Annotated in this window: 27 protein-coding genes; 14 read left to right on the forward strand and 13 right to left on the reverse strand. The window is 69.9% G+C overall.

Annotated elements, in window-relative coordinates; translation table 11 throughout:
• Positions 1-7: 7 nt before the first annotated feature.
• The 5 genes from lrp to IEY12_RS11135 form a co-directional block, all read right to left on the reverse strand.
• Positions 8-463, reverse strand: coding sequence for an HTH-type transcriptional regulator Lrp (gene lrp, locus IEY12_RS11115; RefSeq protein WP_123077596.1), 456 nt, complete (start codon positions 461-463; stop codon positions 8-10).
• Positions 464-577: 114 nt separating this feature from the next.
• A complete protein-coding gene (locus IEY12_RS11120) occupies positions 578-2,089 on the reverse strand; it encodes an SLC13 family permease (protein WP_188883789.1) in 1,512 nt (503 codons plus the stop codon).
• Between the two features lie 58 nt (positions 2,090-2,147).
• Positions 2,148-3,494: a permease gene (locus IEY12_RS11125; protein WP_188883790.1), complete on the reverse strand. Its 1,347-nt coding sequence runs from the start codon at positions 3,492-3,494 to the stop codon at positions 2,148-2,150.
• 107 nt (positions 3,495-3,601) lie between these two features.
• Positions 3,602-3,799 carry a heavy-metal-associated domain-containing protein gene (locus tag IEY12_RS11130; RefSeq protein WP_188883791.1) on the reverse strand — a complete coding sequence of 66 codons (198 nt, stop codon included), beginning with the start codon at positions 3,797-3,799 and terminating at the stop codon, positions 3,602-3,604.
• Between the two features lie 291 nt (positions 3,800-4,090).
• A complete protein-coding gene (locus IEY12_RS11135; RefSeq protein WP_188883792.1) occupies positions 4,091-4,552 on the reverse strand; it encodes an FKBP-type peptidyl-prolyl cis-trans isomerase in 462 nt (153 codons plus the stop codon).
• A 106-nt stretch (positions 4,553-4,658) separates the two neighbouring features.
• Between IEY12_RS11135 and IEY12_RS11140 the strand changes: the two genes are divergently transcribed.
• Positions 4,659-5,054, forward strand: a complete 396-nt coding sequence (locus IEY12_RS11140) for a nuclear transport factor 2 family protein (RefSeq protein ID WP_188883793.1) — start codon at positions 4,659-4,661, stop codon at positions 5,052-5,054.
• Here the strand turns inward: IEY12_RS11140 and IEY12_RS11145 are convergent.
• A complete protein-coding gene (locus tag IEY12_RS11145) occupies positions 5,051-5,338 on the reverse strand; it encodes a DUF5789 family protein (RefSeq protein WP_188883794.1) in 288 nt (95 codons plus the stop codon). The genes IEY12_RS11140 and IEY12_RS11145 overlap by 4 nt on opposite strands.
• A gap of 306 nt (positions 5,339-5,644) precedes the next feature.
• On the reverse strand, positions 5,645-6,673 hold the full coding sequence (locus IEY12_RS11150) for an LLM class flavin-dependent oxidoreductase (RefSeq protein WP_188883795.1): 1,029 nt from the start codon (positions 6,671-6,673) through the stop codon (positions 5,645-5,647).
• A gap of 140 nt (positions 6,674-6,813) precedes the next feature.
• Here IEY12_RS11150 and IEY12_RS11155 point away from each other — a divergent pair, with 140 nt between their 5' ends.
• Positions 6,814-7,926 carry a pyridoxal-phosphate-dependent aminotransferase family protein gene (locus IEY12_RS11155; protein ID WP_188884017.1) on the forward strand — a complete coding sequence of 371 codons (1,113 nt, stop codon included), beginning with the start codon at positions 6,814-6,816 and terminating at the stop codon, positions 7,924-7,926.
• A gap of 130 nt (positions 7,927-8,056) precedes the next feature.
• Here IEY12_RS11155 and IEY12_RS11160 read toward each other — a convergent pair whose 3' ends face one another.
• Positions 8,057-8,281 (reverse strand): Sec-independent protein translocase subunit TatA/TatB, encoded by a 225-nt coding sequence (locus IEY12_RS11160; RefSeq protein ID WP_188884018.1) that lies wholly within the window; start codon positions 8,279-8,281, stop codon positions 8,057-8,059.
• Positions 8,282-8,476: 195 nt separating this feature from the next.
• Here IEY12_RS11160 and IEY12_RS11165 point away from each other — a divergent pair, with 195 nt between their 5' ends.
• The 8 genes from IEY12_RS11165 (at position 8,477) to IEY12_RS11200 (ending at position 17,024) form a co-directional block, all read left to right on the forward strand.
• The gene (locus tag IEY12_RS11165) at positions 8,477-8,686 is read left to right on the forward strand and encodes a DUF8149 family protein (protein WP_123077578.1); all 210 of its coding nucleotides are present in this window, start codon (positions 8,477-8,479) and stop codon (positions 8,684-8,686) included.
• 142 nt (positions 8,687-8,828) lie between these two features.
• A complete protein-coding gene (locus IEY12_RS11170) occupies positions 8,829-9,857 on the forward strand; it encodes a DHH family phosphoesterase (protein ID WP_188883796.1) in 1,029 nt (342 codons plus the stop codon).
• Positions 9,858-9,990: 133 nt separating this feature from the next.
• The gene (locus IEY12_RS11175) at positions 9,991-11,040 is read left to right on the forward strand and encodes a CNNM domain-containing protein (RefSeq protein ID WP_188883797.1); all 1,050 of its coding nucleotides are present in this window, start codon (positions 9,991-9,993) and stop codon (positions 11,038-11,040) included.
• A gap of 92 nt (positions 11,041-11,132) precedes the next feature.
• The gene (locus tag IEY12_RS11180; RefSeq protein WP_188883798.1) at positions 11,133-11,798 is read left to right on the forward strand and encodes a LolA family protein; all 666 of its coding nucleotides are present in this window, start codon (positions 11,133-11,135) and stop codon (positions 11,796-11,798) included.
• The gene (locus IEY12_RS11185; protein ID WP_188883799.1) at positions 11,795-12,700 is read left to right on the forward strand and encodes a S49 family peptidase; all 906 of its coding nucleotides are present in this window, start codon (positions 11,795-11,797) and stop codon (positions 12,698-12,700) included. The genes IEY12_RS11180 and IEY12_RS11185 overlap by 4 nt, the downstream gene beginning before the upstream one ends.
• Entirely contained in the window at positions 12,687-13,724 is a 1,038-nt protein-coding gene (locus IEY12_RS11190) for a DUF4350 domain-containing protein (RefSeq protein ID WP_188883800.1), read from the forward strand. The genes IEY12_RS11185 and IEY12_RS11190 overlap by 14 nt, the downstream gene beginning before the upstream one ends.
• Positions 13,725-13,793: 69 nt before the next feature.
• Positions 13,794-15,347 carry a hypothetical protein gene (locus IEY12_RS11195; protein WP_188883801.1) on the forward strand — a complete coding sequence of 518 codons (1,554 nt, stop codon included), beginning with the start codon at positions 13,794-13,796 and terminating at the stop codon, positions 15,345-15,347.
• Between the two features lie 213 nt (positions 15,348-15,560).
• Positions 15,561-17,024 (forward strand): MATE family efflux transporter, encoded by a 1,464-nt coding sequence (locus tag IEY12_RS11200; RefSeq protein ID WP_188883802.1) that lies wholly within the window; start codon positions 15,561-15,563, stop codon positions 17,022-17,024.
• A gap of 14 nt (positions 17,025-17,038) precedes the next feature.
• Here the strand turns inward: IEY12_RS11200 and IEY12_RS11205 are convergent, their stop codons facing one another.
• From IEY12_RS11205 to IEY12_RS15880, 3 genes are all read right to left on the reverse strand, one after another.
• On the reverse strand, positions 17,039-18,370 hold the full coding sequence (locus IEY12_RS11205; protein WP_188883803.1) for an NRAMP family divalent metal transporter: 1,332 nt from the start codon (positions 18,368-18,370) through the stop codon (positions 17,039-17,041).
• Positions 18,371-18,595: 225 nt separating this feature from the next.
• Positions 18,596-19,483: a DMT family transporter gene (locus IEY12_RS11210; protein ID WP_188883804.1), complete on the reverse strand. Its 888-nt coding sequence runs from the start codon at positions 19,481-19,483 to the stop codon at positions 18,596-18,598.
• Entirely contained in the window at positions 19,483-19,605 is a 123-nt protein-coding gene (locus tag IEY12_RS15880; RefSeq protein ID WP_268246004.1) for a hypothetical protein, read from the reverse strand. The genes IEY12_RS11210 and IEY12_RS15880 overlap by 1 nt, the downstream gene beginning before the upstream one ends.
• Before the next feature lie 123 nt (positions 19,606-19,728).
• On the opposite strand from IEY12_RS15880, the gene IEY12_RS11215 reads away from it, so the two are divergent.
• The 4 genes from IEY12_RS11215 to IEY12_RS11230 all read left to right on the forward strand — a co-directional run bounded on the left by IEY12_RS11215 (position 19,729) and on the right by IEY12_RS11230 (position 23,033).
• Entirely contained in the window at positions 19,729-20,565 is an 837-nt protein-coding gene (locus IEY12_RS11215; RefSeq protein ID WP_188883805.1) for a proline dehydrogenase family protein, read from the forward strand.
• A gap of 146 nt (positions 20,566-20,711) precedes the next feature.
• Complete coding sequence (locus IEY12_RS11220; RefSeq protein ID WP_176969883.1) at positions 20,712-20,858, forward strand: hypothetical protein; 147 nt, start codon at positions 20,712-20,714, stop codon at positions 20,856-20,858.
• Positions 20,851-22,512 carry a sodium/proline symporter gene (locus IEY12_RS11225; protein WP_188883806.1) on the forward strand — a complete coding sequence of 554 codons (1,662 nt, stop codon included), beginning with the start codon at positions 20,851-20,853 and terminating at the stop codon, positions 22,510-22,512. The genes IEY12_RS11220 and IEY12_RS11225 overlap by 8 nt, the downstream gene beginning before the upstream one ends.
• A gap of 2 nt (positions 22,513-22,514) precedes the next feature.
• Entirely contained in the window at positions 22,515-23,033 is a 519-nt protein-coding gene (locus IEY12_RS11230; RefSeq protein WP_188883807.1) for a hypothetical protein, read from the forward strand.
• A gap of 27 nt (positions 23,034-23,060) precedes the next feature.
• Here IEY12_RS11230 and IEY12_RS11235 read toward each other — a convergent pair whose 3' ends face one another.
• Both IEY12_RS11235 and IEY12_RS11240 read right to left on the reverse strand, forming a co-directional pair.
• Positions 23,061-23,768 carry a helix-turn-helix domain-containing protein gene (locus tag IEY12_RS11235; RefSeq protein ID WP_188883808.1) on the reverse strand — a complete coding sequence of 236 codons (708 nt, stop codon included), beginning with the start codon at positions 23,766-23,768 and terminating at the stop codon, positions 23,061-23,063.
• 200 nt (positions 23,769-23,968) lie between these two features.
• The gene (locus IEY12_RS11240; RefSeq protein ID WP_188883809.1) at positions 23,969-25,486 is read right to left on the reverse strand and encodes an aldehyde dehydrogenase family protein; all 1,518 of its coding nucleotides are present in this window, start codon (positions 25,484-25,486) and stop codon (positions 23,969-23,971) included.
• Positions 25,487-25,571 lie beyond the last annotated feature (85 nt).

Consider the following 25,571-nt stretch of genomic DNA (forward strand, 5'->3'; position numbering starts at 1 on the left):
GGGCGCGCTACTCGACGTCGAGTTCGAACTGCTCGTTCTCGGCGGCGGCGTTCAGCACGACGGACGTCGAGGAGCCCGTGATGTCGCCGTCGGAGAGTATCTCCTTGATGCGCGCGTTCATCTCGTCCGTGTCGCGGAACTTCCCGATAGCGATGATGTCGAACTCGCCGGTGACCTCGTAGACGGAGGTGAGCTCCTTGATCTCGGTGAGGTGGGCGGTGACGTCCGGGATGGCAGATCCCTCGACGTTGAGCTGGAGGACGGCGGTCACGTCGTAGCCGAGGCGGTCGTAGTCGATGATCGGCGTGTAGCCGGTGACGACGCCCTCCTCTTCGAGGTCCTTCAGGTGATTCGAGACGGTGGTGACGGAGACGTCGAGTTCCTCGGCGAGCGTGCGCAGACTCGCGCGCCCGTTCCCGAGCATCGCGTTGATCAGCTCCGTATCAATATTATCGTATGCCATTATATCCCCTTATCGACTACCGATGTGATTGATTCGTATTGAACTTTCGCTCTTGGACTGACGCGCGTCCGGAAGGAGCGCGTCGTCGCTCGAAAAGTGACCGGTCGGTCGCGATCAGAACCCCCAGACGACGGGGAGCCAGAACGCGACCGTCAGTGCGAGCGCGATTGCGCCGACGAGCGAGACCCAGACACCGGTGCGCGCCATCTGCGGGATGGTGAGGTAGCCGCTAGCGAAGACGACGGCGTTCGGCGGCGTCCCCACAGGGAGGACGAACGCGAACGACGCCGCGAACGCCGCGGTCGTCATCAGCGTCACCGGCGAGACGCCGAGCGAGGGGCCGAGGCTCAGCATCACGGGCATGAAGAGCGTCGCCGTGGCCGTGTTCGAGGTGACGTTCGTGAGCGCGAGGACGACGATGCCGACGAGGAACACGAGCGCGAGGAGATCGAGACCGCCGAGTCCGGCGAGCGCGCCCGCGACGACGTGATCGAGGCCGCTCCGCTGGAAGGCGCTCGCGATCGCGAAGCCGGCACCGAGGAGGAGGAGGACGCCCCACGGGACGCGGGTCGTGTCCTCCCACGCGAGGAGGAACTGGCGCTTCGAGAGGTCGACGGGGACGACGAACGTGAGGACGCCACCGACGACCGCGATGCCGGCGTCGGTGAGCAGGGGCGCGGCGTCCGCGAGGACGAACGGCCGGAGGAGCCAGCCGGCGGCGACGAGGCAGAACACGCCGAGGACGCGACGCTCGCCGCGAGACATCGCCCCCAGTTCGCCGAGTTGCCCTTCGACGGCGGCGACGTCCGCCGGGCCGAGGTCGAGTTCGGGGCGTTCGAGGCGGAGGAGGAGGAGCCACGTCGCGACGAGCATGACGGCGGCGAGCGGGACGCCGGCGAGCATCCAGTCGAGGAAGCCGATTTCGACGCCGAGGGCGGACTCGGCGACGCCGACGAGGACGGCGTTCGGCGGGCTTCCGATGACGGTGGCGATTCCGCCGATGGCGCACGCGTACGCGATACCGAGCATGAGCGCGCGCCCGAACGCGGTCTGCGGGAGCGAGTCGGGGTCGGCCTCGATACCGGGAACGATACCGCCCTCGACGGACGCTTCGGGGCTCGGCGACTGGAGCTGTGAGATGACGGACGCCGCGATGGGCACCATCAGCATCGCGGCGGCGGTGTTCGAGATCCACATGGAGAGGACGGCGGCGGCGAGCATGAACCCGAGGAGCAAGCGCGCGCTCCCGACGCCGACGGCGGTGACGACGGCGAGCGAGACGCGCCGGTGGAGGTCCCAGCGCTCGACGGCGAGCGCGATGCAGAAGCCCCCGAGCAACAGGAAGACGACCGGGTCGGCGTACGAGGTGGACACCGTACCAATCGGTGCTGCGCCGACGACCGGGAAGAGAGCGAGCGGGAGGAGGCTCGTCGCGGGAATCGGGATGGCCTCCGTGACCCACCAGACGACGATCCAACCGGTGACCGCGAGGACGGCGCTCGCGTCCGCCGACACCTCAACCGGGTTCGTCGCGTACAGGAGGGCGAAGCAGAGCGGGCCGGCGAACAGGCCGAGCGTCCGGTACGGCGGGAGGCGAGCGACGGAGTCGCGGAGCGTCGTGCGCACGTGTCGTCAGCCGAGACGCGGCGACACCTCTTAACGTGATGGGACGGCGAACGCGGCGTTAGTGGTCGCTCGCGTCGCCGTGGTCGTGCGCCATCTCGCCGTCGTCGCCGGTGGCGTGGAGCCAGTAGAGGACGGCGAACGCGACGACCGCAAGCGCGTTCAGCACGGCCTTGTAGTTGAGCTCGATCTGGATCTCGGTGATGCGCACGGTCGCGGGGTCGGGGACGAACGTGATGCCGGTGGCGGCGTGGAGGGCGACGAAGACGACGTGAACCAGCACGCCCGTGACGACGGCGCAGGCGAAGATGGTCACGGAGAGGATGGCCGCGAACGTCCCGCCGTAGTACTCCCGGTAGGCCTGCATGATCGGCGGGATGATGAGGTCGGCGTAGATGTAGGAGAGCACGCCGCCGAACGGGAGGCCCTCGGTGTAGAGGAGCGCGCCGAAGGGGACGTTGCCGACGGAGCAGACGAACGTCACGATGCCGACGACGGCGCCGACGACCGCCATCGCGACGACGTAGAGGGCGTCCACGCCGAAGAGGTGGGCGTCGAAGACGGCCGTCCAGACGGACTGCGGGACGAAGCCCGCGAGGATGCCGGCGAAGACGAAGCCGAGCGCGATCTCGTCGTAGAGCATCCCCCACTCCTTGTGCTGTTTGTCCGCGAGGTCGCGCCACCCCGCGAGGCTGGTGGCGCGCTCGCGAATCGTCGTGTTCGCCGTCTCGGGGTTCCACGACTCCATGCAGGACGCCGAGCAGAAGTAGTAGGTGGTGCCCTCGACCTCGCGGGTGTACGCCGTCTCCTCGGGGTCGACGTCCATCCCGCAGTTCGGGCACTCGACGGTGTCGTCGTCCGCCGTCGCGTGCTCGCGCGCGGTTTCGAGGATCTCGTCCGGGACGAGGTAGCGAAAGACCGCCGCCATCAGGACGATGAGGACGAGCCCGCCCAGGAAGTCCGCGAGGACGAACTGCCAGCCGAGGAGGAGCCAGATGACGAAGCCGATCTCGATGACGAGGTTCGTCGACGCGAACATGAACGCGCCGAGGGACGCGCCCGCGCTCGCGCCCTTCTTGTAGAGGTTCTTCGCGGTCGCGATCGCGGAGTAACTACACGAGGAGGAGACGAACCCGAAGAAGGTGCCGAGCGCGAGCGCGCGCGGCCCGTCGCTATCGAGGTGGTCGGCGATGTCCTCGGCGTCCACCCACGCTTCGACGCCGCCCGCGATGGCGAAGCCGAGGACGAGCGCCCACCACGTGACCCACACCATCGACGCGGTCGTCCGCGCGGCCTCGACCGCACCGGTGAGGAGGAAGGCGTCGAGCGGTTTCGTCGTCGTCACCGCGCCGACGACGACGGTGAGTCCGGCGAGGCCGGCGAGTATCAGGTAGTCGCGTGTATCCATGGATTCCCCTGTGGTGGTGGCTACTCACGGACCGTTCAGATGGGTTTCGGCCGTCACAGAAAAGCGAGAACGGCCGCGAGCTTTGGAGTCGAAAGCGGGCGTGCGATTCAGGCCGAGAGCTCGTAGCCGGCCTCCGAGACGGCGTCGGCGACGGCGTCGTCGTCGGGCGCCCCCTCGACGACGAGCGTGTCGGCCTCGTTGTCCGCGGCCGCGGATTCGACGCCGTCGAGCGCACCCACGGCGTCCTCGACGCTCTGCTCGCAGTGCTCGCACGACATGCCGGTGACGGTGTACGTTTCGCTCATCGCACTCGTACGAAGGAGGGGCTCGTTTACCGCGTTTGCGCTTCGGACTCCGAAGCGAGCACCGGCGACGAGCCGGTGTATCGAAAGCGGAGGTGGCCCCGTCCACAAACACCGTCGCGTTCGTCGTGGACTGGAGCGCCGCCGGCGACGGCGAGAGCGGGCCGCGAAGCGCGTCGAGACGTTCGTCGCCGTCGCCGGACGGTACTCGGGGCGCTCGGCGTTGGCGCCGATGCCGGCGCTACCGCTCGCTCGTCGAAAGAACCGAGAAATCGTGTGGCGCGAGAGCGGGAGTTACTCGACGTCGACGACTTCGATGTCGAAGACGAGCGTCTCGCCGGCGAGCTCGGGGTTGAAGTCGACCTTCACGACGTCGTCGTCGACGTGCGTGACCGTGCCGCGCTGGCCGTTCTGCGCCTGCAGCTGGTCGCCCTCCTCGGGGCGCTGGCCGAGCATCTCGACGAGCTGCTCGGTCTCGAACTCCTGCACGCGCTCGTCGGTGCGCTCGCCGTACGCCTTCTCCGGCGGGATCTCGAGCGTGTCCGACTCGCCGGCGTCGAGGCCGACGAGACCGTCCTCCATCCCCTCGATGACCTCGCCCGCGCCGACTTCGGCGGTCAGCGGCTCGTAATCGCGGCGGTCGTCCGCGATACCCTCCTCCTCGGCGACGTCCTCGCGCGAGGTGTCGAAGGCCGTGCCGTCCTGCAGTCGTCCCGTGTACTCGAAGGTTACCGTGTCGCCATCAGAAATCGTCATACGCTATCGAGACGCCGAAGACGGATAAGACGTCGCATCGCGGGACGTCGGCGCAACGCTCGCCGCGACGCCAGCGCTAACAACGGGGGCGAGCGCACCCGTGCGTATGAGCGCTGCAGACGTCGCCGCCATCGAGCGGCTCAAGCACCAGTACTGCTACCGAATCGACGACGGCGACTACGCCGAATGGGCGACGCTCTTCACGGAGGACGGCCGCTTCGTGATGGACGACGGCACCACCTACGAGGGCCGCGACGAACTCGAAGCGTTCGGCGCGGACGTCTTCGACGACGTCTACGACGAGACCGCACACGTCGTCACGAACGCCGTCGTCGACGTCGACGGGGACACCGCCACCGGGCGGTGGTACCTCGAACTCTACCACGAGACGCCGGACGGCGAGCGCGGCGTCCAACAGGCCACCTACCGCGACAGCTTCGAGCGCGTCGACGGCGAGTGGCGCATCGCGGACGTCGACCTCACGTACGGCGTCGGGCTCTAGAAGGACTCCTGGGAGTCGCGCGCCGGGTTCGACGAGCGGTCGTCGTAGTCGGTGCGCCCGACGTGCTCCTCGCCGAGATTCGCGAGCACCGCGTGGTGGAGGTCGCGCGCGGAGGCGAACGAAGACTCGTCGGTGCGCGCGAGCACCGACTCGAGCGACACCGACGTGCCGTCGTCCGCGCCCACCTCGACGTCGCCCACCGCCTCGACGACGGTCGCCCGCTCGGCCGGGAAGTGACACGACTCCGCGACGCGCTCGTAGATGTCGGCTGGCTCGAGTGGCATCGTGGTTCGTCTCGACGTTGTGTCGCACCACAGATAGGTCTTGAGGCCGCCGCGCCGGGCTTCGTCCGTCGCAGTCACCGCGCTCCTCCTCAGCGCACTAGTGTGGCCCCAACCCGACTGGTGGTCGTCTGTAACTGCGGACCCTCCGGTCTTACTGCTCATCATCTGATTGCTTCAACCCGACTAGGGTTCGTCTGTAACCATAGCCGTTTCGCCGGCCGTGGCGGTGCTTCGCGGGGGATGTGCTTGAATATTTTCGTCGACCCGCGATAGTGGCCGGTCCCCCGGGGGGTCGATGGTGCGGCGTTAGCGCGGGGTGAGGCCGACGCCGTCGGCGAGGAGGCGGTGCGAGCGGAGGGCGTCGTCGTGGTCGGCGACGGCGTGCTGGATCATCACTTCCTCGACGCCGAGGCGGTCGGCGAGTTGGTCGAGGAGGCCGGCGAGCGTCTCGGGGCTGCCGGAGATGGCGCGCGGCCACTCGCCCTCGTCGAGCGTCGCGGGCGTCGGGTCGGGGACGCCGCCGAGTTCCTCGATGGCGGCCTCAACGGAGGTGATTCGGGCGGTTTCGCCGCGAGCGATGCGCGCGAACGTGGCTTCGGCGACGGCGCGGAGGCGGGCGGCTTCCTCGTCGCTGGGGGCGCAGACGGCGTTCAGCGCGACCATCGCCTCGAGCGCGTCGACGCCGCCGGCGAGCGCGGAGGCCTCGAAGTGCGCGCGGTAGGTCTCGACGGCGCGCTCGGCGAACTCGGGGCGGATGAACGCCGCGAAGCAGTACGGGAGACCGAGCTCGCCGGCGAGTTTCGCGCTGGAGGGGCTAGAGCCGAGCGCCCACGGTTTCGGTGGCGTGGCGTCCGAGCGCGGGATGGCGAGGTCGGCGTAGGGATGGCCGTCGGGGTAGTCGTCGTGGAGGTGGCTGGCGACGGCTTCGAGTTTCTCGCGGTGGTCGGCGTCGGGGTTCTCGACGCGCCGGTCGGTGCCGAGCGCGCTGTCGACGGCGGGCGAGCCGTTCGCGCGCCCGAGGCCGGCGTCGATGCGGCCGGGCGCGAGCGCGTCGAGCGCGCCGAACTGCTCGGCGACCTTGAACGGCCGGTAGTGGTTGAGGAGGACGGCGCCGCTCCCGAGGCGGATCGAGTCGGTTTCGGCGGCGAGGTGGCCGAGCAGGACCTCGGGGGTGGTGCCGGCGAGCGCGTCGCCGTTCCCGTGGTGCTCGGCGACCCAGTAGCGCGCGTATCCGAGTCGCTCGGCCTGCTGGGCGGATTCGACGGTGTTCGCGTAGGCGTCGCTCGCGGTGCCCTCGGCGGGGACGGGCGAGAGATCGACGGCGGACAACTCCATACGTCGACTCGGTGGCGTGCGGGGATACGGGTTGGTTTCCCGGCACGGCTCTCGGCGGGGTCGCGTGAGCGAGGGCACTCGCCACAATCACAACTACCTTTGTACGTCGTCCCGGAGTAGTCGATATTCAGGTGGATTCCGTGACCGAGAAACGCGAATACACGGGCGACTATCCCGACAAGACGCTGTACATTCCCGGCCCGACCGAAGTCCGCGAGGACGTCATCGAGGAGATGGCCCAGCCGATGTTCGGCCACCGGATGGACCGGATGACCGACCTCTACACGACCATCGTCGAGGACACGAAGGAGTTCCTCGGCACCGAGAACGACGTCGTCGTCCTCACGGCGTCGGGCACGGAGTTCTGGGAGGCCTCGACGCTGAACCTCGTCGACGAGAACATCCTCGTGCCGACCTGCGGGAGCTTCAGCGAGCGGCACGCGAACGTCGCCGAGCGCCTCGGGAAGGACGTCGACCGCCTCGAGTACGACTGGGGCGACGCGGTGAAACCCGAGGACATCCGCCGGCACCTCGAGCAGAGCGAGAAGCACTACGACGTCGTCGCGTGCGTGATGAACGAGTCCTCGACGGGCGTTCGCAACCCCATCGAGGAGGTGGGTGACGTCCTGCAGGACTACCCGGACACCTACTTCGTCGTCGACGCCGTCTCCGCCCTCGGCGGGGATTACGTGGACATCGACGCGCACGGCATCGACGTCATCTTCGCCTCGACGCAGAAGGCGTTCGCGATGCCGCCCGGTCTCGCGGTCTGCGCGGTCAGCGAGGAGGCCTACGAGCGCGAACTCGAGAAGGACGAGGCGTCGTGGTACGGCGGCTTCCAGCGCTCGCTCGACTACTACGACCGGAAGGGCCAGACGCACTCGACGCCCGCGATTCCCGTGATGCTCGCCTATCGCAAGCAGATGAAGTACATGCTGGAGGAGGGCCACGAGGGCCGCGACGCGCGCCACCGCGAGATGGCCGAGTACACGCGCGAGTGGGCGCGCGAGCACTTCGACATGTTCCCGGAGGCGGGCTACGAGTCACAGACGGTCTCCTGCATCGAGAACACGCAGGGGATCGACGTCGCGGCGACCATCGAGGAAGTGAGCGAGGAGTACGACTTCGTCTTCTCGAACGGCTACGGCTCCCAGCTCGGCGAGGAGACGTTCCGAATCGGCCACATGGGCGAGCACGACGTCGAGAGCATCCGGGCGCTCACGGACGCCATCGAGGACGTCGCGGACCTCTGAGCCGGCGGCCACTCGGTTCTCGGTCGGGGACGGCGACGAGGAGCGCAGTGGCGCGGCTCCCCGTGCGTGAAACGATACCGTGGCGTGCGTGTCGCCCTCGGTGGGCGGACGCGGGAGAAGGCGGCGCGGGTTAGCTGGAGTTCGCGGAGCGCGTGGACTCCTCGGTCTCGACGTCGCTCGCGTCTGCGTCGGAGCCCTCGCGGATGTCCTCGAGTTCCTGGTCGATCTCCTCGCGGCCGCGCTGGAACTCGCCCATCGCCTGCCCCGTCGAGCGCGCGAGCTTCGGAATCTTGCTCGCGCCGAAGAGCAGTACGGCGATGAGGAGGACGATCGCTAGCTCCATCCCGCCGGGCATCCCACCGATGAACAGCACGCCATCAGGTAACATGATACTCCTCTGTAGTCCGCTGGTAGTTATAGGCCTTTTCCCTCCACAGAGCGGCGTCGCGTCGTCACGTGCCCGTGGACGCTCTCGCCTCGGCTGACACCCGAGGCGACCCGCGAGCGCGGTTGCGAAAGGCTTGTACCGCCATCGGGCGAAACGCGAGCAATGGCGAGCGAGAACGACGAGCCGACGGTTCCGGTACACTGCGAGGCCTGTGAGACGACGAACCGCGTGGCGCTCTCCGATGTCGCGGCGTCCGTCGAGCGGCACAACGAGCGCGTCCACGACGGCGAGGAAATCGCGACCGTCGACCCCGACGTCGCGGACCGGCTCGCCGACCTCGTCGCCGCCGACCTCGGCCTCCTCGAGGAGTGAGGGGAGCGCGGGTCGGGACGGCGAGCGGGCGCGCGACCGTCGCGACCCGCGCGCCGGGTGTCGCGTCCTCGACGCGCCGGGCGAGGTCGGCGTCGCGTCGCGGCACCCGTACCTATCCGTCTCGCCGTGGAACGTCCGCGTCATGAGCAAGGCGAGCGACCTCCGCGACCTCTTGGCCGACGGCGACACGCTCACGATCATCTGTCACAACAACCCGGACCCGGACTGCCTCGCGAGCGCGCTCGCGCTCGGGCGTATCGCGGCCGCCGTCGGCATCGACGACCGGCGCATCCTCTACAGCGGCGACGTCTCCCACCAGCAGAACCGGGCGTTCGTGAACCTCCTCGACATCGACCTCCAGCCGTTCGACCCCACGCTCGTTCGCGACCGCGAGCCGGGGTCGCTGCTCGCGTTCGTCGACCACGCGGTGCCGGGCGCGAACAACCGCGTCCCCGAGGGAACGCCCGTCGACGTTGTCATCGACCACCATCCGGCGGACGAGATCGAGGCGCGCTTCGTCGACCACCGCGAGTCGGCGGGCGCCACCGCGACGATCCTCACGGAGTACGTCCGCGAGCTCGCGGTCGAGACGGACGCCGCGCTCGCGACCGCGTTGCTGTTCGCGATCCGCCGCGAGACGCTCGGCTTCCTCCGTGGCGTGACGCGCGCGGAGTACGATGCCGCCGGCTACCTCCACGAGCACGCGAACGACGACCTGCTCGCGCGACTGTCGACGCCGTCAGTCTCGGGGGCGACGCTCGACGCGATCGCCACCGCGATCCAGAACCGGACGGTTCGCGGCGCCGCGCTCATCTCGCACGTCGGCCGGACGACCGACCGCGACTCGCTCCCGCAGGCCGCCGACTACCTCGCGACGCTCGAAGGCGTCGAGACGGCGGTCGTCTTCGGTATCGTCGAGGCGAGCATCCACGTCAGCGCGCGCTCGACCGATCCGCGCGTCCACATCGGTGACGCGCTCGCGGAGGCGTTCGCGGGCGTCGGGAGCGCGGGCGGCCACCGCGAGATGGCGGGCGGGGAGGTGCCGCTCGGCATCTTTGCGGATTACACGACCGACGACACCCAACTGCTCGCCATCGTCGAGCAGATCGTGACCGCGCGCCTCGTCGCCGGCCTCAACCTCACCGAGGGGGAGGCGGGAGACGAGGAGTAGCGCGCCACCCGGGTACGTCGCACGGCGAGACCCGGTGTCGGTCGGCGATTCAGACACGGACGACGGCCGCGCGGACGCCTGAACGCGCGAGCGGCCCCGAGGCTTTTGTCGCTGTTCTCGGTAGGTGCAGTCGATGACTCCGCTCGAGGTCGTCCTGCGACTGCTCGCCGGCGTCGGACTCATCCTCGCGAACGGCTTCTTCGTCGCCATCGAGTTCGGGTTGACGCGCGCCCGGCAGTTCAGCGAGTCCGAGTTCGTCGACGGCGATTCCGCGCTCGAGCGTGCGTGGGCGATGACGAACGATCTCGAGATCTACCTCACGACCTGTCAGGTCGGAATCACGGCGTCGAGCATCGCGGTCGGTATCGTCGCCGAACCCGCGCTCGCCGCGCTCTTCGAGCCGTACTTCGCGGGCACCGCGCTCGCGTCCGTCGGCGCCGGCGCGGTCCTCGCGTTCGCCATCATCAACCTCCTCCACCTCACGCACGGCGAGCAGACGCCGACCTACCTCGGCGTCGAGCGCTCGCGGACCGTCTGTCGGTACGGCGCGACGCCGCTCTACTGGTTCAACCGGCTCATCTCGCCGCTGATCACGCTCGGTGACGCCATCGCGAAGGGGACGCTGAAGCTCTTCGGCGTCGAGATGACGGGCGCGTGGCTCGAAACCGAGGAGGACGTCCTCGAGTCGCGCGCCGACCTCCGCAACCGCCTCGACTCGCTCCTCACGCGCGGCGAACTCCCGGAGGAGCGCCGTGAGGAGGTGATGAACGCGCTCGACGCGGACGAGCTCGAGATCGGCGAAATCATGGTGCCGGCCGACGACATCGTCGCCATCTCGGTCTCCGCACCCGTCGAGGAGAACCTCGAGCGCATCCGAAGCAGCCCGCACACGCGCTTCCCCGTCGTCGGTGACGACCTCACGGACTTCCGGGGCATCGTCTACTCGCCCTCCATCATCGACCACTACGAGGGGCTCACGGAGGGGACGACGTCCTTCGAGGGGATCGCGGCGCCGCCGATGACGCTCGCGGCGGACACGAGCGTCAGCGACGCCTTCGACCAGTTCCAGGCGGAGGATCAGGAGATCGCGCTCGTCCTCCGGGACGGCGAGGTCGTCGGCCTCCTCACCGCGACGGACGCGCTCGAAACCGTCATGGGGAACCTCGAGGACCCGCTCGACTGACGGGTCCGGGTCGCGTCGACGACGGCGTACACGTCGTGCACACCTGTTCGGTCGTTGACGCTAACCCGCCGGCGACGAGCGCGTTACGACGGATGCCCCGCAATTCACCCAGCCGCCGCGTCCTCGCCATCGGACTCGTCGGCGTCCTCCTCCTCGCCGGTTGCTCGACGCTCCCGACCGGCGGTCTCTCGGACGCCGACGCCGTCGGCGAGCACGTCCAGCAGCGCTACGACCGCATCGACTCCTACACCGCGACCGTCACGAAGACCGTGGAGACGCCGACGACGAGTGCGTCCGTCCGCGCGACCCTCGACGTCGAAACCGGCGAGCGCATGCGCCTCACCTACGAGTCGGGCGCGCGCGCCGGCACCACGGAGACCGTCGATCTCGCGGCGAGCGACGCCGCGCGCCCCGTCCTCTCGACCGGCCTCGAGCGCGCTGGCGACGGCCAACGCGCGTCCTACGGCGCGCTCGCGGAGACGCTCGTCCGCACGAGCAACGTCACGCTCGAGCGCACGACGGTCCTCGACGGCCACCGGACGGCCGTCGTCTCGCTCGACCCCGCGTCGGACGCGAACGCGTCGACGAGCGTCGAGCGCCGCGTCTGGATCGACACCGAGCGTCGCCTCCCGCTGAAGGTCGAGACGACGTGGACAGGCGCGGACGGCGCGACGACGACGGAGACCGTCCGCTACGCGAACGTCACTGTCCACGAGCACGACGCGGCGTCGGGCGAGACGGGTGAGGCGACCGCATGAATCGGCGCCTCTCGACCGCCGGACGACTCGTCGTCGTCGCCGCCGTCGTCGGTTTGCTCGTCGGCGCGGTCGTCGCGCCGACCGTCTGGGACCGCACGACCGGCCCGGACGGCTCCGTCGCCGTCATCGAGATGCACAGCACCATCACCACGGAGACCGCGAGCGGCGTCGTCGACAACCTCCGCGACGCCCGACAAAACGACTCGATCGACGCGGTCGTCCTCGACGTCGACAGCCCCGGCGGTTCGGCGGCCGCGAGCGAACAGCTCTACCTCGCCGTCAAGCGCACCCAGCAGGTGATGCCGGTCGTCGTGAGCGTCACCGGGATGGCGGCCTCCGGGAGCTACTACATGAGCGCGCCGGCGGACGCGATCTACGTCACGCCCGCGAGCAGCGTCGGGAGCGTCGGCGTCCGCGCCACCCTCCCGAGCGAGGGCGTACCGACCGGCGAAGTCGTCACCGGCCCCGACAAGGGCTCGACCGGGACGCAGACCGAAGTCAGACAGCGCGTCGAGTCCCTGCGGCGCGCGTTCGTCGGGAGCGTGATGGCCGAGCGGAACGACTCCATCGCGCTCACGCGCGCCGAGCTCTCGCACGCGAAGGTCTACTCGGGCGTTCGCGGCGTCGAACTCGGCCTCGCGGACTCCGTCGGCGGCGTCGACACCGCCATCGGCGACGCAGCCGGTCGCGCCGGCCTCGGCGACTACGCGGTCGTCCGCATGGAGTCACCGCAGCCCGACGTGCTGAGCCAGCTCGGACTCGGCGCCGACACAGGGTCGGAACGCGGCGCTGGCACGCACGCGACGTTCGGGTACAGCGGCACCGACACGGTCCACTACCTGATGCTCCACGGGTCGCTCGAAACCCCCGACACGGAGGTGTCCATCAATGCAAGCCAGTGATCTCCGCACGCTCGTCGTACCGTTCGCCGCCGCCGTCATGCTCGTCGTCGCCGTGACCGCCGGCGCGGGCGTCGTCGCCGACTACGCCGACGGCCCGCGTTCGACGCAGCCGGACGCGCCCGCGTACGACGCGGCGACGCTCCTCGCCGACCCGGTCGCCGACGACGGCACCGTCCCGACGCCGGACGCGAGCGAGTCGAAGACCGTCGTCGTGGACGTGAGCCACGGGAACGCCGTGAGCCGAAGCACGCTCCAGCCGCTCGTGAACGCGCTCGTCGCGGGCGGCCACGACGTCCGCTTCTACGGCGGTGGCTCCTCGCCGGTCGGCTACGCGAGCAGCGAGGGGTCGGCGTTCGCGCGGACGCTGCAGGACGCCGACGCGCTCGTCGTCGCGAACCCCGCGAGCGCGTACAGCGGCGACGAAGTCGACACCGTCGAGGAGTTCTCGGACGCGGGTGGGCGCGTCCTCCTGCTCGCGGACACCCCCTCGAGCGCGACGAGCGCGACGTCGCTCCTCGGGCTCTCCACCGGCACGTCGAGCAGCGCGAGCGGCCAGCCCGACGACGTCGCCGCGCGCTTCGGCCTCACCTTCGACGCCGGCTACCTCTACGACATGACGGAGAACGCGAACAACTTCCAGTACGTCTACGGGACGCCGAGCGGCGGGAGCGAGTTCGCCGGCGACGCCGAGCGCGTCGTCTTCGACGCCGCCGTCCCGGTCGTCGCCGACGACGACGTGACGACGGCCGTCGCCGTCGAGGACGCGAGCTACTCGACCACCCGGAAGGACGGCACTTACTCGGTCGTCGTCCGCGACGGGAACGTCGTCGCGGTCGGCGACACGTGGGCGTTCTCGCCGGACGGCGCGACCGTCGCCGACAACGAGGTGCTCGTCGGCGACACCGCCGAGTTCCTCGTCTCCGGCTCGAAGACGCCGGGCGCCCCGCAGACGGGGTCGCCGGGTTCGACCGGCGGGACGACGCTCCCGACCGGTGGCTCGACGGGCGCGAGCGCGACCGCCTGACGCCGCGCGCGCCGCCTCTCTCGACCCGGGCCGAGACTTTACGGGGGCCGCTGACCCAGTTTTCCTCAGATGCCTTCCGCCCTCCGCGACGGCCGCCGCGTCGCGCTGAACCGCCCGCGCGTCTTCGCGTTCGCGGGCGGCGCGCTCCTCGCCGAGTGCGCCCTCCGACTCGCGCTCGCCGTCGCCCATCCCGTCCTCGCCGTCGTCTGCCCGCCCGTGGTCGCCGTCCCGGTGCTCGGCGCGGTCGCACCCACCGTCCGCGCCGCCGTCGTCGACGCGGACGCGACCCCGGACTGGCGCGTTCCCGACCGCCTCCGCGAGCGCGGCCCGCGCCTCCTCGCGCTCGCCGTCGGCTGTCACGCCGTCGCGCTCGCGCTCGGCGCCGCCGCGTTCCTCGTCCTCGACACGCCCGTCCGATACGCCGTCTACGCCGCCGGCGGCTCCGTCTCGAAGACGGTCGTCCACGTCGCGCCGCTCGTCGGCATCGCCACCGGCGCGTTCGTCGCGTGGGGCGCGCTCGCGCCCGCCATCGGGCGCGCCGCCGCCGGCGCTCCTCTCCGAGCGAGCGTCCGCGCCCCGCTATGCGCGCTCGCGGACCGGCGTCGGAGCGCCGCCGCGCTCGGCCTGCAAGCGGCGTGCGCTCTCGTCGCGCTCTGCGTGGCCGCCGCCGTCCTCCTGCTCGCTGACGCGCGCTACCCGACGCGGGACGCGGCGCTCCTCGCGCTCCTGACGCTGGTGTTCGTCGTGGCGGGGACGCTCGTCCTCCTCGCCACGCTGACGTACCCGATGCACGTCGCGCTCGCCGTCGGGTCCGAGCGGGTGGGTGCCGTCCCGGTTCGGCGCGTCGCGCTCGCCGCGCTCGTCGTCTCCGGCCTCGTCGTCGGCGCGGGCGCGATACGGGTGAGCGAGACGCGCCCCGGCGTGGGGAGCGCGGACGCGACGCTGCCGGCGAACGCGACGGACGCGTACGCCGTGGCGCGCGAGCGGACGGTCACCGGGAGCTATCGCACCGTCGCGACGGAGATACGCGACGGCGAGCGCGTCGTCGCCACGGCCGCCGTCGAGCGCGACGACCGCCGCGTCTACGTGGCGCTTCGTTACGACGACCGGACGCGGTCGGGGTACGCGGACAGCTGCGTCACCTACCGCCTCGCCGGCTTCGACCCGGCGCTGTTCGCGCTCGGCGAGCGCCGCGTCGACGGCGGCGTCGCGGTGGCGCTCCCCGGCTACTGGCAGCTGACGGACGGCGATGCCGTCACGGGCCCGGCGGGCTACGGCCTCCCCGAGGCCGACACGGGGGCGTGGACGACGGTTCGCGAGGCGAACGGGACGCGGACGCTCGAACTGCGCGGGGGGCCGGCGGTGTTCGACGCCCTCCAGCGCGGCGAGGCGTCGAGCGTGAACGCGTCGACCGCGCGGGTACGAGTGCGCGTCGACGAGGCGCGCGGCGTCGTCCTCGGCGGGCGCGCGCGCCTGAACGCGACGCTCGGTGACGGCGAGACCCGACTCGTCAGGAACCTCACGTACGCCGTCGAAACGGGCGACGGGGTGGCGGTCGACCGGCCGGACGCGCTCGGGTCGCGCTCGCTCGGCGCGTGGACGTGGGACGTCTTCGCGTACTGACGCGACGGCCGCCCCGACGGGACGAGCACGCCACAGCAGTGCGCGAGAAGGTCCCACGAGTGGGAGACGCGAGCACACGGGGTCGCCGTACCGAAGGCTTTTGACTGAATAGTTAGTAAGGACGAGCATCCAGATGCGTATTATCGCTGTCACTGCGCTCTCCGATATCGCCGTCGCGTGCGACACCGCGCCATCGGTGGGGGTGTGGGGCTGATGGGCGTCCGCCGGCAGGTCGAGCGGCTGTTCAAGGGCCCCGAGGAGTTCGACCTCACGTCCGGGAGCATCGGGAAGCCGCTGTTCTTCCTCTCGCTCCCCATCGTCGTCACGAACCTCTTCCAGACCGCGTACAACCTCGCGGACACCTTCTGGCTCGGCCAGTACAGCACGGACGCGCTCGCCGCCATCAGCTTCGCGTTCCCGATGGTCTTCCTCCTCATCTCGCTGGGCCTCGGCATCTCCGTCGCCGGGAGCGTCCTCGTCGCGCAGTTCACGGGCGCGGGCGCGGAGCGCGACGCCGAGTACGCCGCCTCGCAGACCGTCACGTTCGCCGGCCTCGCCTCCATCCTCCTGGGCGGCATCGGCTACTTCCTCGTCAACGACTTCCTCATGCTGATGGGGGCGTCCACGGACGTCCTCCCGATGGCGACGAGTTACATGGAGGTCATCTCGCTCGGCCTCCTCTTCATGTTCGGCTTCGCCGTCTTCATCTCGCTCATGCGCGGCTACGGCGACACCATCACGCCGATGCTGGTCATGTTCGGCTCCGTCGTCCTCAACATCGTCATCGACCCGTTCCTCATCTTCGGCTGGACGGTCGTCGAGAACGCCCCCCTCGTCGGCACGCTCGCGTTCCCCGAGCTCGGCATTCAGGGCGCGGCTATCGCTACCGTCTTCTCGCGCGCGCTCGCGCTCGTCGTCGGCCTCGCGATCATGTTCCGGGGGACGCGCGGCGTCCAGATCAACCTCCGCGACATGGCGCCCGACCTCACCTACCTCCGCCGCCTCGCGCGCATCGGCGTCCCCGCGTCCATCGAGGGGACGGGGCGCGCGCTCTCGATGAACCTCCTCCTCTTCATCGTCGCGTTCTTCCCGGACGCCGTCGTCGCCGCCTACGGCATCGGGACGCGCGTCTTCTCCGTCATCTTCCTCCCGGCTATCGCCGTCGCGCGCGGCGTGGAGACGATGACCGGCCAGAACGTCGGCGCGGAGAAACCCGAGCGCGCCGAGCAGGCCGCGGACCTCGCGGCGAAAGTGCTCTTCTGTGTGCTCAGCGCCGCCGGCGTCCTCGTGTTGCTCGCCGCAGAACCGATCGCGAGCGTCTTCACCACCGACCCCGCCGTCGTCGACATCTCCGTCGAATTCCTCCGCTACGTCGCGCTCACGTTCGGCTTCATCGGCGTGATGCGCGCGTACACCGGGAGCTTCCGTGGGTCCGGCAAGACGCTCACCGCCGCCGCCATCTCCGTCGTGATGCTCGCCGTCGTGCGCTTCCCCGTCGCGTGGTTCGGCGCGGAGTCCATCGGCGAGACCGGTATCTGGGTCGCGTTCGCCGTCTCGAACGTCCTCGGCGCGCTCCTCGCGTACGCGTGGTACAAGCGCGGGACGTGGCGTGACAGCGACCTCACGGAGGACCGCGTCGACGTCGAGGACGCGAGCGGCGCGGTGAGCGACGACTGACGGACGCAGGCCGACTACGCCGCGTCGCCGCTCGTCGGACGGTCGCGTGCGTACTGCACGAGGAGGCCGAGCGTCGCGAGCGCGACGAGGACGGCGAAGACGAGGACGGCGCCCGCGAGCGGCGCGAAACCACCGGAGAGCTGTTCGCGCACGAAGTTCGCGGCGAGCGCGCCCGTGACGACGAGGAGCGCGATGCCGCCGAGGTTCGCAGCCGCCGAGTTCGACTCGGGGACGGCGTCGGAGTTGAGGAGGTAGAGGACGACCGCGATGGCGAACGGCGTGCCGACGGTGCCGAGCGCGAGCACGAGCACGAGCTGGCCGAGCACCGCCCCGCCGACGAACGCGCCGGGCGCGGAGAGCAGCGCGACGGCGGCGAGCAGGCCGCGATAGCGGGCGTCGGAGACGTCCGTCTCCCACCCGAGTTTGTCCGCGAGGACGAACGGCGGGACGATGGTGTTCCCGCCGAGCGTGGAGACGGCCGCACCGCCGAGTCCGAGGAGGAAGAGCCACTGGGCGTTCGCGCCGACGAGCGGGCCGAGGGCTTGAGCGGCGCCGACGGTGCCGAGGCTCGGGTCGGTGAGGACGCTCGCGGCGACGAGGAAGATGGCGACGCTGTAGACGCCGAACGCGCCGAGCATGGAGACGCCGACGTCGAAGGTCGCGAGGCCGTAGTCCTCACGCGTCCAGTCGCGCGCACGCATCGTGTAGGAGTGCATCGTGATGAGCGTGACGTGGACGGCCCCACCGAGGATACCGGCGGCGACGAGCGCGCTGTTCGCGGGGAGCGTGGGGACGAGGCCGGCGGCCGCCGCGCCGGGGTCGACGGGGACGACGAGGAGCGACGCGGCGAACGCGAGGACGACGCCGGCGACGAGGAGTTTCGCGACGAGTTCGAGGAGGCGGTAGCCGCGGCCGGCGAGCCCGAGCGCGAGGACGAGCGCCCAGACGACGCCCCACACCCACGCGGGCGTGCCGGTGATGGTGGCGGAGACGCTGGCGACGGTCTTCATGATGACGAGTTGGGCGACGCCGGCGGCGAGGACGACGTCGACGACGAGGAGCCACGCCCACCACTCGCCGAGGTGGTCTTCGACGACGCCGACGACGCCGCGTTCGGTGAGGAGGCCGAGGCGCATCGCGAGGTACTGGGAGAGCGCGCCGGCGACGGCCGAGAGGACGACGACCCAGAGGAGGGCGTAGTCGTAGCTCGCGCCGGCCGTCAGCAGACTCGCCATCGACGCGGGGCCGGCGGCGATGGCGCCCGCGACCCACGACGGCCCCATCTCGGAGAGGTACTCGCGGACGCGGCCGCCCGAGACGGCGGTGATGTCGTGGCGCTCACTCATCCGGTCGGCCCCCGTGAGCGGCGTGCGAGCGGATACGTGAGCGCGCGAGCGCGAGCGAGGACGCGGCGGGCGGCGAGCGGCCGGGCCTCACCGGCCGCCGCGTGCGGAAGGCGCGAGACCGGCCGCGTCCGTTCCGAGTCGGGTCGTCGGTGGCGACGAACTGCATACCACGAGGTTTTACTCTCCAGTAATAAGGCGTGTGAATTCGGGACGGCCGTCCCGTGCCTACTCGGTGTTCACGAGGAGCGTCCCCGCTGCGAGGAGGACGGCGCCGACGAGGAAGCCGGAAGTGAGCCGTTCGCCGAGGAACGCGACGCCGAGGAGGACGCCGACGACCGGTTGCGCGAAGAAGAACACCGCGACGGTGCTCGCGTCCGCGTACTCCATGCCCTTGTACCAGCAGTACCACGCGAGCGCGGTGCTGAAGACGCCGAGGTAGATGACGGCGCCGACGACCGGGAGTGTGAGCGGGACGGTGGCGAACGCGCCCGGAGAGAGGGCGTACTCGAAGGGGACGAACGCGCCGAAGAGCGGCACGGAGAGGACGGTGGCGTAGGTCGCCGTCTCGAGCGCGGAGTAGCGCCGGACGAGCGGTTTCGCGTAGACGGTGAACGCCGCGAAGCAGAGCGCGGACGCCAGCAGGAGGCCGACGCCGAGGAGCGTGCCGTCCGCGAGCGACGCGAGGTCGTACTGGCCGGCGAGGACGACGAGCGCGCCGACGGCGGCGAGCGCCGCGCCGCCCGCCTTCCGCGCGGTGAGGCGCTCGCCGAGGGCGCCGACGCCGAGCGCGAGCACGAAGAGCGGCGTCGAGACCGTGAGGAGCGAGCCCTGACTCGCGTTCGTCAGGTCGGTGCCGACGAACTGCGTCGTGAGCGCGCCCGTGACGAAGACGGCGAGCGCCGCGAAGCGCCGCCACTCGGCGCGCGAGAAGGAGCGCGCGGGCGTCGACACGCGGACGACGGCGTAGAGCGTCGCCGCGCCGAGCACCACCCGCAGGAACGCGAGCGTCAGCGGCGGCACGGCGTCGAATCCCCACTTGCTGACGACGTACATACCGCCCCAGAGCGCGGCGGCGACGAGCGGTGCGGCGGCGAGGAGTCGCTCCCGGTCCATCACGTGGACGGGAGGACGCCGCCCTGATGAGTTGTCGGGTTCGCCACCGACTCGCCCCCCGCGAGGGACGTGGTACGCGTCGCCACCCGGTGCTCCCGGCGGCCGCCCTCGGTCGACTGCACGAACCGTCGTTAGACGCCCGATATACGTGACCGAAGCGTGACGGTTCGGTTTATTTCCATCTATAATCGTCGAATCGTTTGGTAGGGTGGCTCTTTAGGGGGATATATTCGGATGGTGTGTGTATGATTCCCCCAATAGCGAATCGGTTCGTCGCCGGGGAGGAACCGGAGGCGGCGCTCGCGCACGTCGCCGAGGTCAACGACCGTGGCGTCGGCGGCATCCTCAACCTGCTCGGCGAGCACTACGACGACCGGCCGGACGCGGACGCGGACGCGGACGCCTACTGCCGGCTCGTCGACGGGATCGCCGAGCGCGGCCTCGACGCGAGCGTCTCCGTGAAGCCCTCGCAGATCGGGATCGACCTGCCGACGACGGCGTTCGAGGAGAACCTCGCGCGCATCGTCGACCGCGCCATCGAGCGCGACGTCTTCGTCTGGGTGGACATGGAGGACCACGAGACGACCGACCAGACGCTCGACGCGGTCTGCGAGCAGGCCGAGCGCCACCCGCACGGCGTCGGGCTCGCGATTCAGGCGAACCTCAAGCGGACCGAGGCGGACTTGGCGCGGCTCGCGGACGTCCCGGCGGCCGTCCGCCTCGTGAAGGGCGCGTACGACGAACCCGCCGCGATCGCCTACCGCGAGCAGGAGACGGTCGACGAGAAGTACCGGGAGTACCTCGAGTTCCTCTTCCGGGAGTTCGACGAGGGCGTCGCGGTCGGCAGTCACGACCCCGCGATGCTCGAGTACGCGCGGGAGCTCCACGAGGAGTACGGGACGCCCTTCGAAATCCAGATGCTCATGGGCGTCCGCGAGGACGCCCAGTTCGACCTCGCCGAGGAGTACGACGTCTACCAGTACGCCCCCTACGGGCCGAAGTGGTTCCAGTACTTCTACCGGCGGGTCCGAGAGCGCAAGAAGAACGCCCTCTTCGCGTTGCGCGCCGTCGTCGGCGTGTAGGGGGGCGCTCGTCGCCGTGCGGACCGCCCACGCGAACAGCTATCGGTAGACGTTCGTGCAGTTAAATCCCAATTATCCAGTTTTAAAGACATAAAATGAACTATTGTCCAAAACATTTATAGACATATGGTGCAGAACGGTGAACGATGCCAGACGGAAACTCGACCAACCTGTTGTACCTGTTCGGGCCGTTCGTGGTGTACTTGGTGATGCTCGTCGTCTACTACGTCTGGGAGGGGAGACGCGAGCGTCGCCTCCACGAGAAGTACGAGACGGAGGGCGAACATGCCTAGCGGGATCGCGGGCTCGGCGGGCACGTGGGTGCTCGGCACCTTCGCCGCCTACCTCCTCATCCTGCTCGGCATCGGCCTCTACTCCTCGCAGCTGATGGACACCGTCGACGACTACGTCATCGGCGGCCGCGAGGTCGGTCCCGTCGTCACCGGCTTCTCCGAGCGCGCCTCCGAGATGAGCGGGTGGCTCACCCTCGGCGTCCCCGGCGACGCCTACAACACCGGCGTCATGGCGTTCTACAACGCGCTCGGCATGATCCCCGCCGACCTCTTCGCGTGGGCGGGCATGGCCAAGCGCCTCCGCAAGTACTCCGAGATCGTCCGGGCGGTCACGCTCCCGACGTTCTTCGCGACGCGCCTCCAGGACGACACCGGCCTCGTGAAGGGCGTCTCCGCCGTGATGCTCATGCTCTTCGAGGGCGGCTACGTCGGCGCGCAGATCGTCGCCGCCGGCACCCTCCTACAGGTCCTCACCGGCGTCTCCCCGCTCGTGGGAATCCTCGCCGGCGGCGTCATCGTCGTCGGTTACACCATGCTGGGCGGGTACTTCGCCGTCGCGTGGTCCGACTACTTCCAGGGCGCCATCATACTCGCCGCCTTCATCCTCCTGCCCGTCCTCGCGTTCACCTCCTACGGGCTCCCCTTCGACGACCTCGCCGCGATGGGCGGCGGTCTCTCCAGCGTCACCGCGGGGATGACCGGCTGGGCCGCCGTCTTCGGCATCATCAGCTACGCCGCCATCGGGCTCGGCATCCCCGGCAACCCGCACGTGATGGTTCGCTTCATGGGCATCGACGAAGTCGAGAACATCCGTCTCGCCGCCGTCGTCGCCCAGCTCTTCATGTTCGTCGCCTACATCGGCGCCGGCTTCGTCGGCCTCTACGGTCTCGTCGTCTTCGGCGGCGGCATCTCGAACACGGACAACGTCATGCCGATGCTCACCATCGACCTCTTCCCCGGCTGGCTCGCCGGCATCATCCTCGCCGCCGCGCTCGCCGCGATGATGTCGAGTGCGGACTCACAGCTCCTCGTCGCCACCAGCGCCGTCGTCGAGGACGTCTACCACGGCTTCATCGACCCCGACGCCGGCCAGGAGAAGCTCGTGCGCTACTCCCAGCTCGTCACGCTCGCGCTCGGCGCCGGCAGCATCATGTTCGCCTACCTCGCCAAGGACACCCCGATCTACACGCTCGTCCTCGACTACGCGTGGGGCGGCCTCGGCGCCGCCATCGGGCCGACGCTCATCGCCGCCCTCTGGTGGAAGCGCGTCACCGCGAAGGGCGCCGTCGCGAGCATGCTCGTCGGCTCCTCGACGATGATCCTCTGGACGCAGCTCTCGACGCTCCTCGGTGCGCTCGGCCTGAGCGGCCTCACCGAGGGCTCGGGCTTCGTCGCGAGCTTCCTCGGCGTCTACGGGCTCTTCCCCGCGTTCATCCTCTCCACGCTCGTCCTCGTCGTCGTCTCCCTCCTCACCCGACCCCCGGAGGGCGTCGACGAGCACTTCGACATCTTCGATAAGCCGCTCTCGACCGTCATCGAGGAGGACACCCCCGACTACGCGACCGACGGCGGCCGCGACTACGCCCCGAAGGCCGTCACCGAGACCGACACCATCCGCGCGCACGTCGACGCCGCGGACTACTGGGAGGAGTGAAGATGGCCGCGAACCCGACCGACTCGGACGCCCGCGCACCCGACGCCCGCACGGGTACGCGTCGCGAGTCCGCGACTCTCGACGTCATCCCGCCGCAGGTCGAGCGCGACGACGTCGAGGCCGACGGCCGCGTCGGCGCCGTCGCCTACCCGTATCGGATCTACGAGGCGAGCGCCACCGTCGGACGTGCGTTCCTCTCGGACCGCGAGGTGACGTACGTCGCGAGCGTCGACCGCGCGCGCCGCCTCGTCCTCCGCGCGGACGTCGTCCCCGACGTCGACTCCCGCGACGTCGCGGACGTGCTCGTGCTCCCCGCCGACCTCCCGGCAGAGCTCTGCCGCGAGCGCGCCCACGACACCGTCTTCGGCTGGACGACGCGGAAGTTCGCGCTCGCGAGCGCCCCGGACATCACGTTCGAGCGTCACGTCGACGCCCGCAAGCTCTTCTGGCTCGCGGAGCGCGACGGCGGCGATGTCATCGTCGACAGCGTCACCGGCGACGAATCGCGTCTCGACGCCTGAACGGCCCGCGGTTTTTCACAGTGAGAATCAGAAGTCGAGGAGCGTCCCCTCGGCCTTGCGCAGGTGCTCGAGGAGCGTCGTCTTCGAGATGTCGAGTTCGTCCGCGAGCTCGCGCGTCGAGACCTCGCGCGGCCACTCGTAGTAGCCGCGTTCGCGCGCGAGCTCGAAGACCTCGCGCTGACTCGGCGTGAGCTTATCGAGGAGGCGCGTCTGGCGCGCGTCCGTGCCCGCCGTCGAGACGCTCGCGACCTCGATGTCCGCGCCCGTGCGCTCGCGTATCTCGTCGATCTCCGCCTCGATCTCCGAGCGCTCGCCCGCGTAGCAGACGTGCCACGACTCGCGGCCGTCCTCGATGCGCCCGGGCGCGTTGTGGACGAAGCCGCGTTCGAGGAGCTGCGGGCAGATCATGTCGCTCGGGTCGTACTCGAGGAAGAACTCCCGGGAAACGGAGCCGGGGGTGACGCGGCGCGTGTCGAAGCGCGTCTGGAGTTCGTTCAGGCTCCCGGTGAGCGGGGAGTCCTCGATGTCCGCGAGGAGCGCCTCGACCTCCGACTCGCTCTCCCCGAACGCCGTGAAGACGCCGCGCGCCGTCGCGTCCCCGCCGACGGGGTTGTCGTAGATGGCGTGCGCGAGCACGCCCCCGGGGAGGCGATCGGTCGCGCGGATCGCCCAGCACTCCGGGTGCCACAGGTCGAGTGTGAGATGCGTTCCCGTTCCCGCCGTTGCCTGACTCATAGTGTGACGATACCTCTGGGTTCCTTTTGGCAAACGATACCATAAGGCTGTCTTTCGGACGCCTCCGAGCAGGCGGGCACGCGGCACGGGCGGCGAGCGGGCGAAAAGGAGGGAAAGACGGGAGAGCGAGGCGAACGGAGCGGGAACGACGAGCGAACCGGAAGAACGTGGCGAAGCGGGAGAACCGACGCGGGTGGCGGTTATTCGTCGTCGGTCTTGATGTCGGCGGAGAGGCCCTGGGCCATCTCGATGTCCTTCGAGTTGTTGAGCGTCCACGCCGTGCGCTCGGTGACGGCCTCGATGGCTTCGCGCGCGGACGCGGGCCCGGAGCCGGACTTCTTCACGCCGCCGAAGGGGAGGTGGACCTCCGCGCCGATGCAGGGGAGGTTGCCGTAGGAGAGGCCGACCTCCGCGTGGTCGCGGTAGTAGTTGATCTGGCGGTAGTCCTCGCTGACGATGGCGCCGGCGAGGCCGTAGTCGACGGCGTTGTGGATTTCGAGCGCGCGCTCGATGTCGCCGGAGTAGGGGATGAGCGCGACGTGCGGGCCGAAGACTTCCTCTTCGATGCAGCGCAGTTCGGCGTCGTAGTCGGCCTCGTAGACGAACGGCCCGACCCAGAAGCCCTCCTCGTGGCCGTCGGGGATCTCCTCGGCGTCGAGGTCCTCGCGGTCGACGAGGACGTCCACGCCCTCCTCGCGGGCGAGCTGGTTGTAGTCGTGGAACTTCTCGACCTGATCGGCGTCCGCGAGCGGGCCCATGAAGGTGTTCTCGTCGAGCGGGTCGCCGACCGCGACGTCCTCGGCGAGGTCGACGAAGCGCGACTTGAACTCATCGTAGACGTCCTCGTGGACGATGAGGCGCTCGGCGGAGACGCAGCGCTGGCCCGTCGTCTTGAACGAGGACATGAGCGCGGAGTGGACGGCGATGTCGAGGTCGGCCTCCTCGGTGACGACGACCGCGTTCTTCCCGCCCATCTCGAGGGCGACGTCGCGGCCGGGGACGCCGCCGAGTTTCTCCGCGATGGAGTGGCCGACCTCCGCGCTCCCCGTGAAGAGCACGGTGTCGACGGTGTCGTTCTCGACGATTGCGTTCCCGGCGTCGCCGTACCCCTGCACCATGTTGAACACGCCGTCGGGGATGCCGGTGTCGTCGAACATCTCGGCGATTATCTGCCCGCAGTACGGCGTCTGCTCGGCGGGCTTCCACACGACCGTGTTGCCCTCAACGAGCGAGAGCGCCATGTGCCAGAACGGAATGGCGACCGGGAAGTTCCACGGCGTGATACAGCCGATGACGCCGCGAGGCTTGCGGCGCATGTAGGCGTCCTTGCTCGGGATTTCGGAGGGGACGACGTCGCCGTGCGGGTGGCGGGCGTTCCCGGCCGCCCACTCGACCATGTGCCACGCCTCGGTGACGTCCGCCTTCCCCTCGCTGATCTCCTTCCCGCACTCCTGTGAGACGGTCCGCCCGAGCTCCTCGTGGCGGTCCTTCAGCTCCTCGTAGATCTCCCAGAGGTACTCCGCGCGGTCCACGTAGGAGAGCGCGCGCCACTCCTCCTGTGCGTCCTCGGCGGCCTCGACGGCCGCCGCGACGTCCGCCGGCGTCCCGCGCTGGAACTCGCCGAGCGTCTCGCGCGTCGCCGGCGAGCGACTCTCGAACGTCTCCTCGCCCTCACCGGACCGCCATTCGCCGTCGATGTAGTGCTCGTGAACGGGCATACGTGCTGAAAGGGCGGACAGCCACTAAAGTGCCCACCCGACCGTAGTCGGGTCGATGCTGGTATATTTCCGCCGCCACCGGACG

The organism is Halarchaeum grantii (assembly GCF_014647455.2).
GTDB lineage: Archaea > Halobacteriota > Halobacteria > Halobacteriales > Halobacteriaceae > Halarchaeum > Halarchaeum grantii.

Excerpts from the sequence above, each read along its gene's own strand:
- IEY12_RS11190 (WP_188883800.1), top strand. The coding sequence starts at position 12,687 with ATGCAAGCCAGTGATCTCCGCACGCTCGTCGTACCGTTCGCCGCCGCC.
- IEY12_RS11170 (WP_188883796.1), top strand. The coding sequence starts at position 8,829 with ATGAGCAAGGCGAGCGACCTCCGCGACCTCTTGGCCGACGGCGACACG.
- IEY12_RS11160 (WP_188884018.1), bottom strand. The coding sequence starts at position 8,281 with ATGCCCGGCGGGATGGAGCTAGCGATCGTCCTCCTCATCGCCGTACTG.
- IEY12_RS11225 (WP_188883806.1), top strand. The coding sequence starts at position 20,851 with ATGCCTAGCGGGATCGCGGGCTCGGCGGGCACGTGGGTGCTCGGCACC.
- IEY12_RS11150 (WP_188883795.1), bottom strand. The coding sequence starts at position 6,673 with ATGGAGTTGTCCGCCGTCGATCTCTCGCCCGTCCCCGCCGAGGGCACC.
- IEY12_RS11235 (WP_188883808.1), bottom strand. The coding sequence starts at position 23,768 with ATGAGTCAGGCAACGGCGGGAACGGGAACGCATCTCACACTCGACCTG.
- IEY12_RS11205 (WP_188883803.1), bottom strand. The coding sequence starts at position 18,370 with ATGAGTGAGCGCCACGACATCACCGCCGTCTCGGGCGGCCGCGTCCGC.
- lrp (WP_123077596.1), bottom strand. The coding sequence starts at position 463 with ATGGCATACGATAATATTGATACGGAGCTGATCAACGCGATGCTCGGG.
- IEY12_RS11180 (WP_188883798.1), top strand. The coding sequence starts at position 11,133 with ATGCCCCGCAATTCACCCAGCCGCCGCGTCCTCGCCATCGGACTCGTC.
- IEY12_RS11185 (WP_188883799.1), top strand. The coding sequence starts at position 11,795 with ATGAATCGGCGCCTCTCGACCGCCGGACGACTCGTCGTCGTCGCCGCC.
- IEY12_RS11130 (WP_188883791.1), bottom strand. The coding sequence starts at position 3,799 with ATGAGCGAAACGTACACCGTCACCGGCATGTCGTGCGAGCACTGCGAG.
- IEY12_RS11215 (WP_188883805.1), top strand. The coding sequence starts at position 19,729 with ATGATTCCCCCAATAGCGAATCGGTTCGTCGCCGGGGAGGAACCGGAG.
- IEY12_RS11145 (WP_188883794.1), bottom strand. The coding sequence starts at position 5,338 with ATGCCACTCGAGCCAGCCGACATCTACGAGCGCGTCGCGGAGTCGTGT.
- IEY12_RS11210 (WP_188883804.1), bottom strand. The coding sequence starts at position 19,483 with ATGGACCGGGAGCGACTCCTCGCCGCCGCACCGCTCGTCGCCGCCGCG.
- IEY12_RS11165 (WP_123077578.1), top strand. The coding sequence starts at position 8,477 with ATGGCGAGCGAGAACGACGAGCCGACGGTTCCGGTACACTGCGAGGCC.
- IEY12_RS11125 (WP_188883790.1), bottom strand. The coding sequence starts at position 3,494 with ATGGATACACGCGACTACCTGATACTCGCCGGCCTCGCCGGACTCACC.
- IEY12_RS11240 (WP_188883809.1), bottom strand. The coding sequence starts at position 25,486 with ATGCCCGTTCACGAGCACTACATCGACGGCGAATGGCGGTCCGGTGAG.
- IEY12_RS11230 (WP_188883807.1), top strand. The coding sequence starts at position 22,515 with ATGGCCGCGAACCCGACCGACTCGGACGCCCGCGCACCCGACGCCCGC.
- IEY12_RS11175 (WP_188883797.1), top strand. The coding sequence starts at position 9,991 with ATGACTCCGCTCGAGGTCGTCCTGCGACTGCTCGCCGGCGTCGGACTC.
- IEY12_RS11195 (WP_188883801.1), top strand. The coding sequence starts at position 13,794 with ATGCCTTCCGCCCTCCGCGACGGCCGCCGCGTCGCGCTGAACCGCCCG.
- IEY12_RS11220 (WP_176969883.1), top strand. The coding sequence starts at position 20,712 with ATGCCAGACGGAAACTCGACCAACCTGTTGTACCTGTTCGGGCCGTTC.
- IEY12_RS11135 (WP_188883792.1), bottom strand. The coding sequence starts at position 4,552 with ATGACGATTTCTGATGGCGACACGGTAACCTTCGAGTACACGGGACGA.
- IEY12_RS11200 (WP_188883802.1), top strand. The coding sequence starts at position 15,561 with ATGGGCGTCCGCCGGCAGGTCGAGCGGCTGTTCAAGGGCCCCGAGGAG.
- IEY12_RS11140 (WP_188883793.1), top strand. The coding sequence starts at position 4,659 with ATGAGCGCTGCAGACGTCGCCGCCATCGAGCGGCTCAAGCACCAGTAC.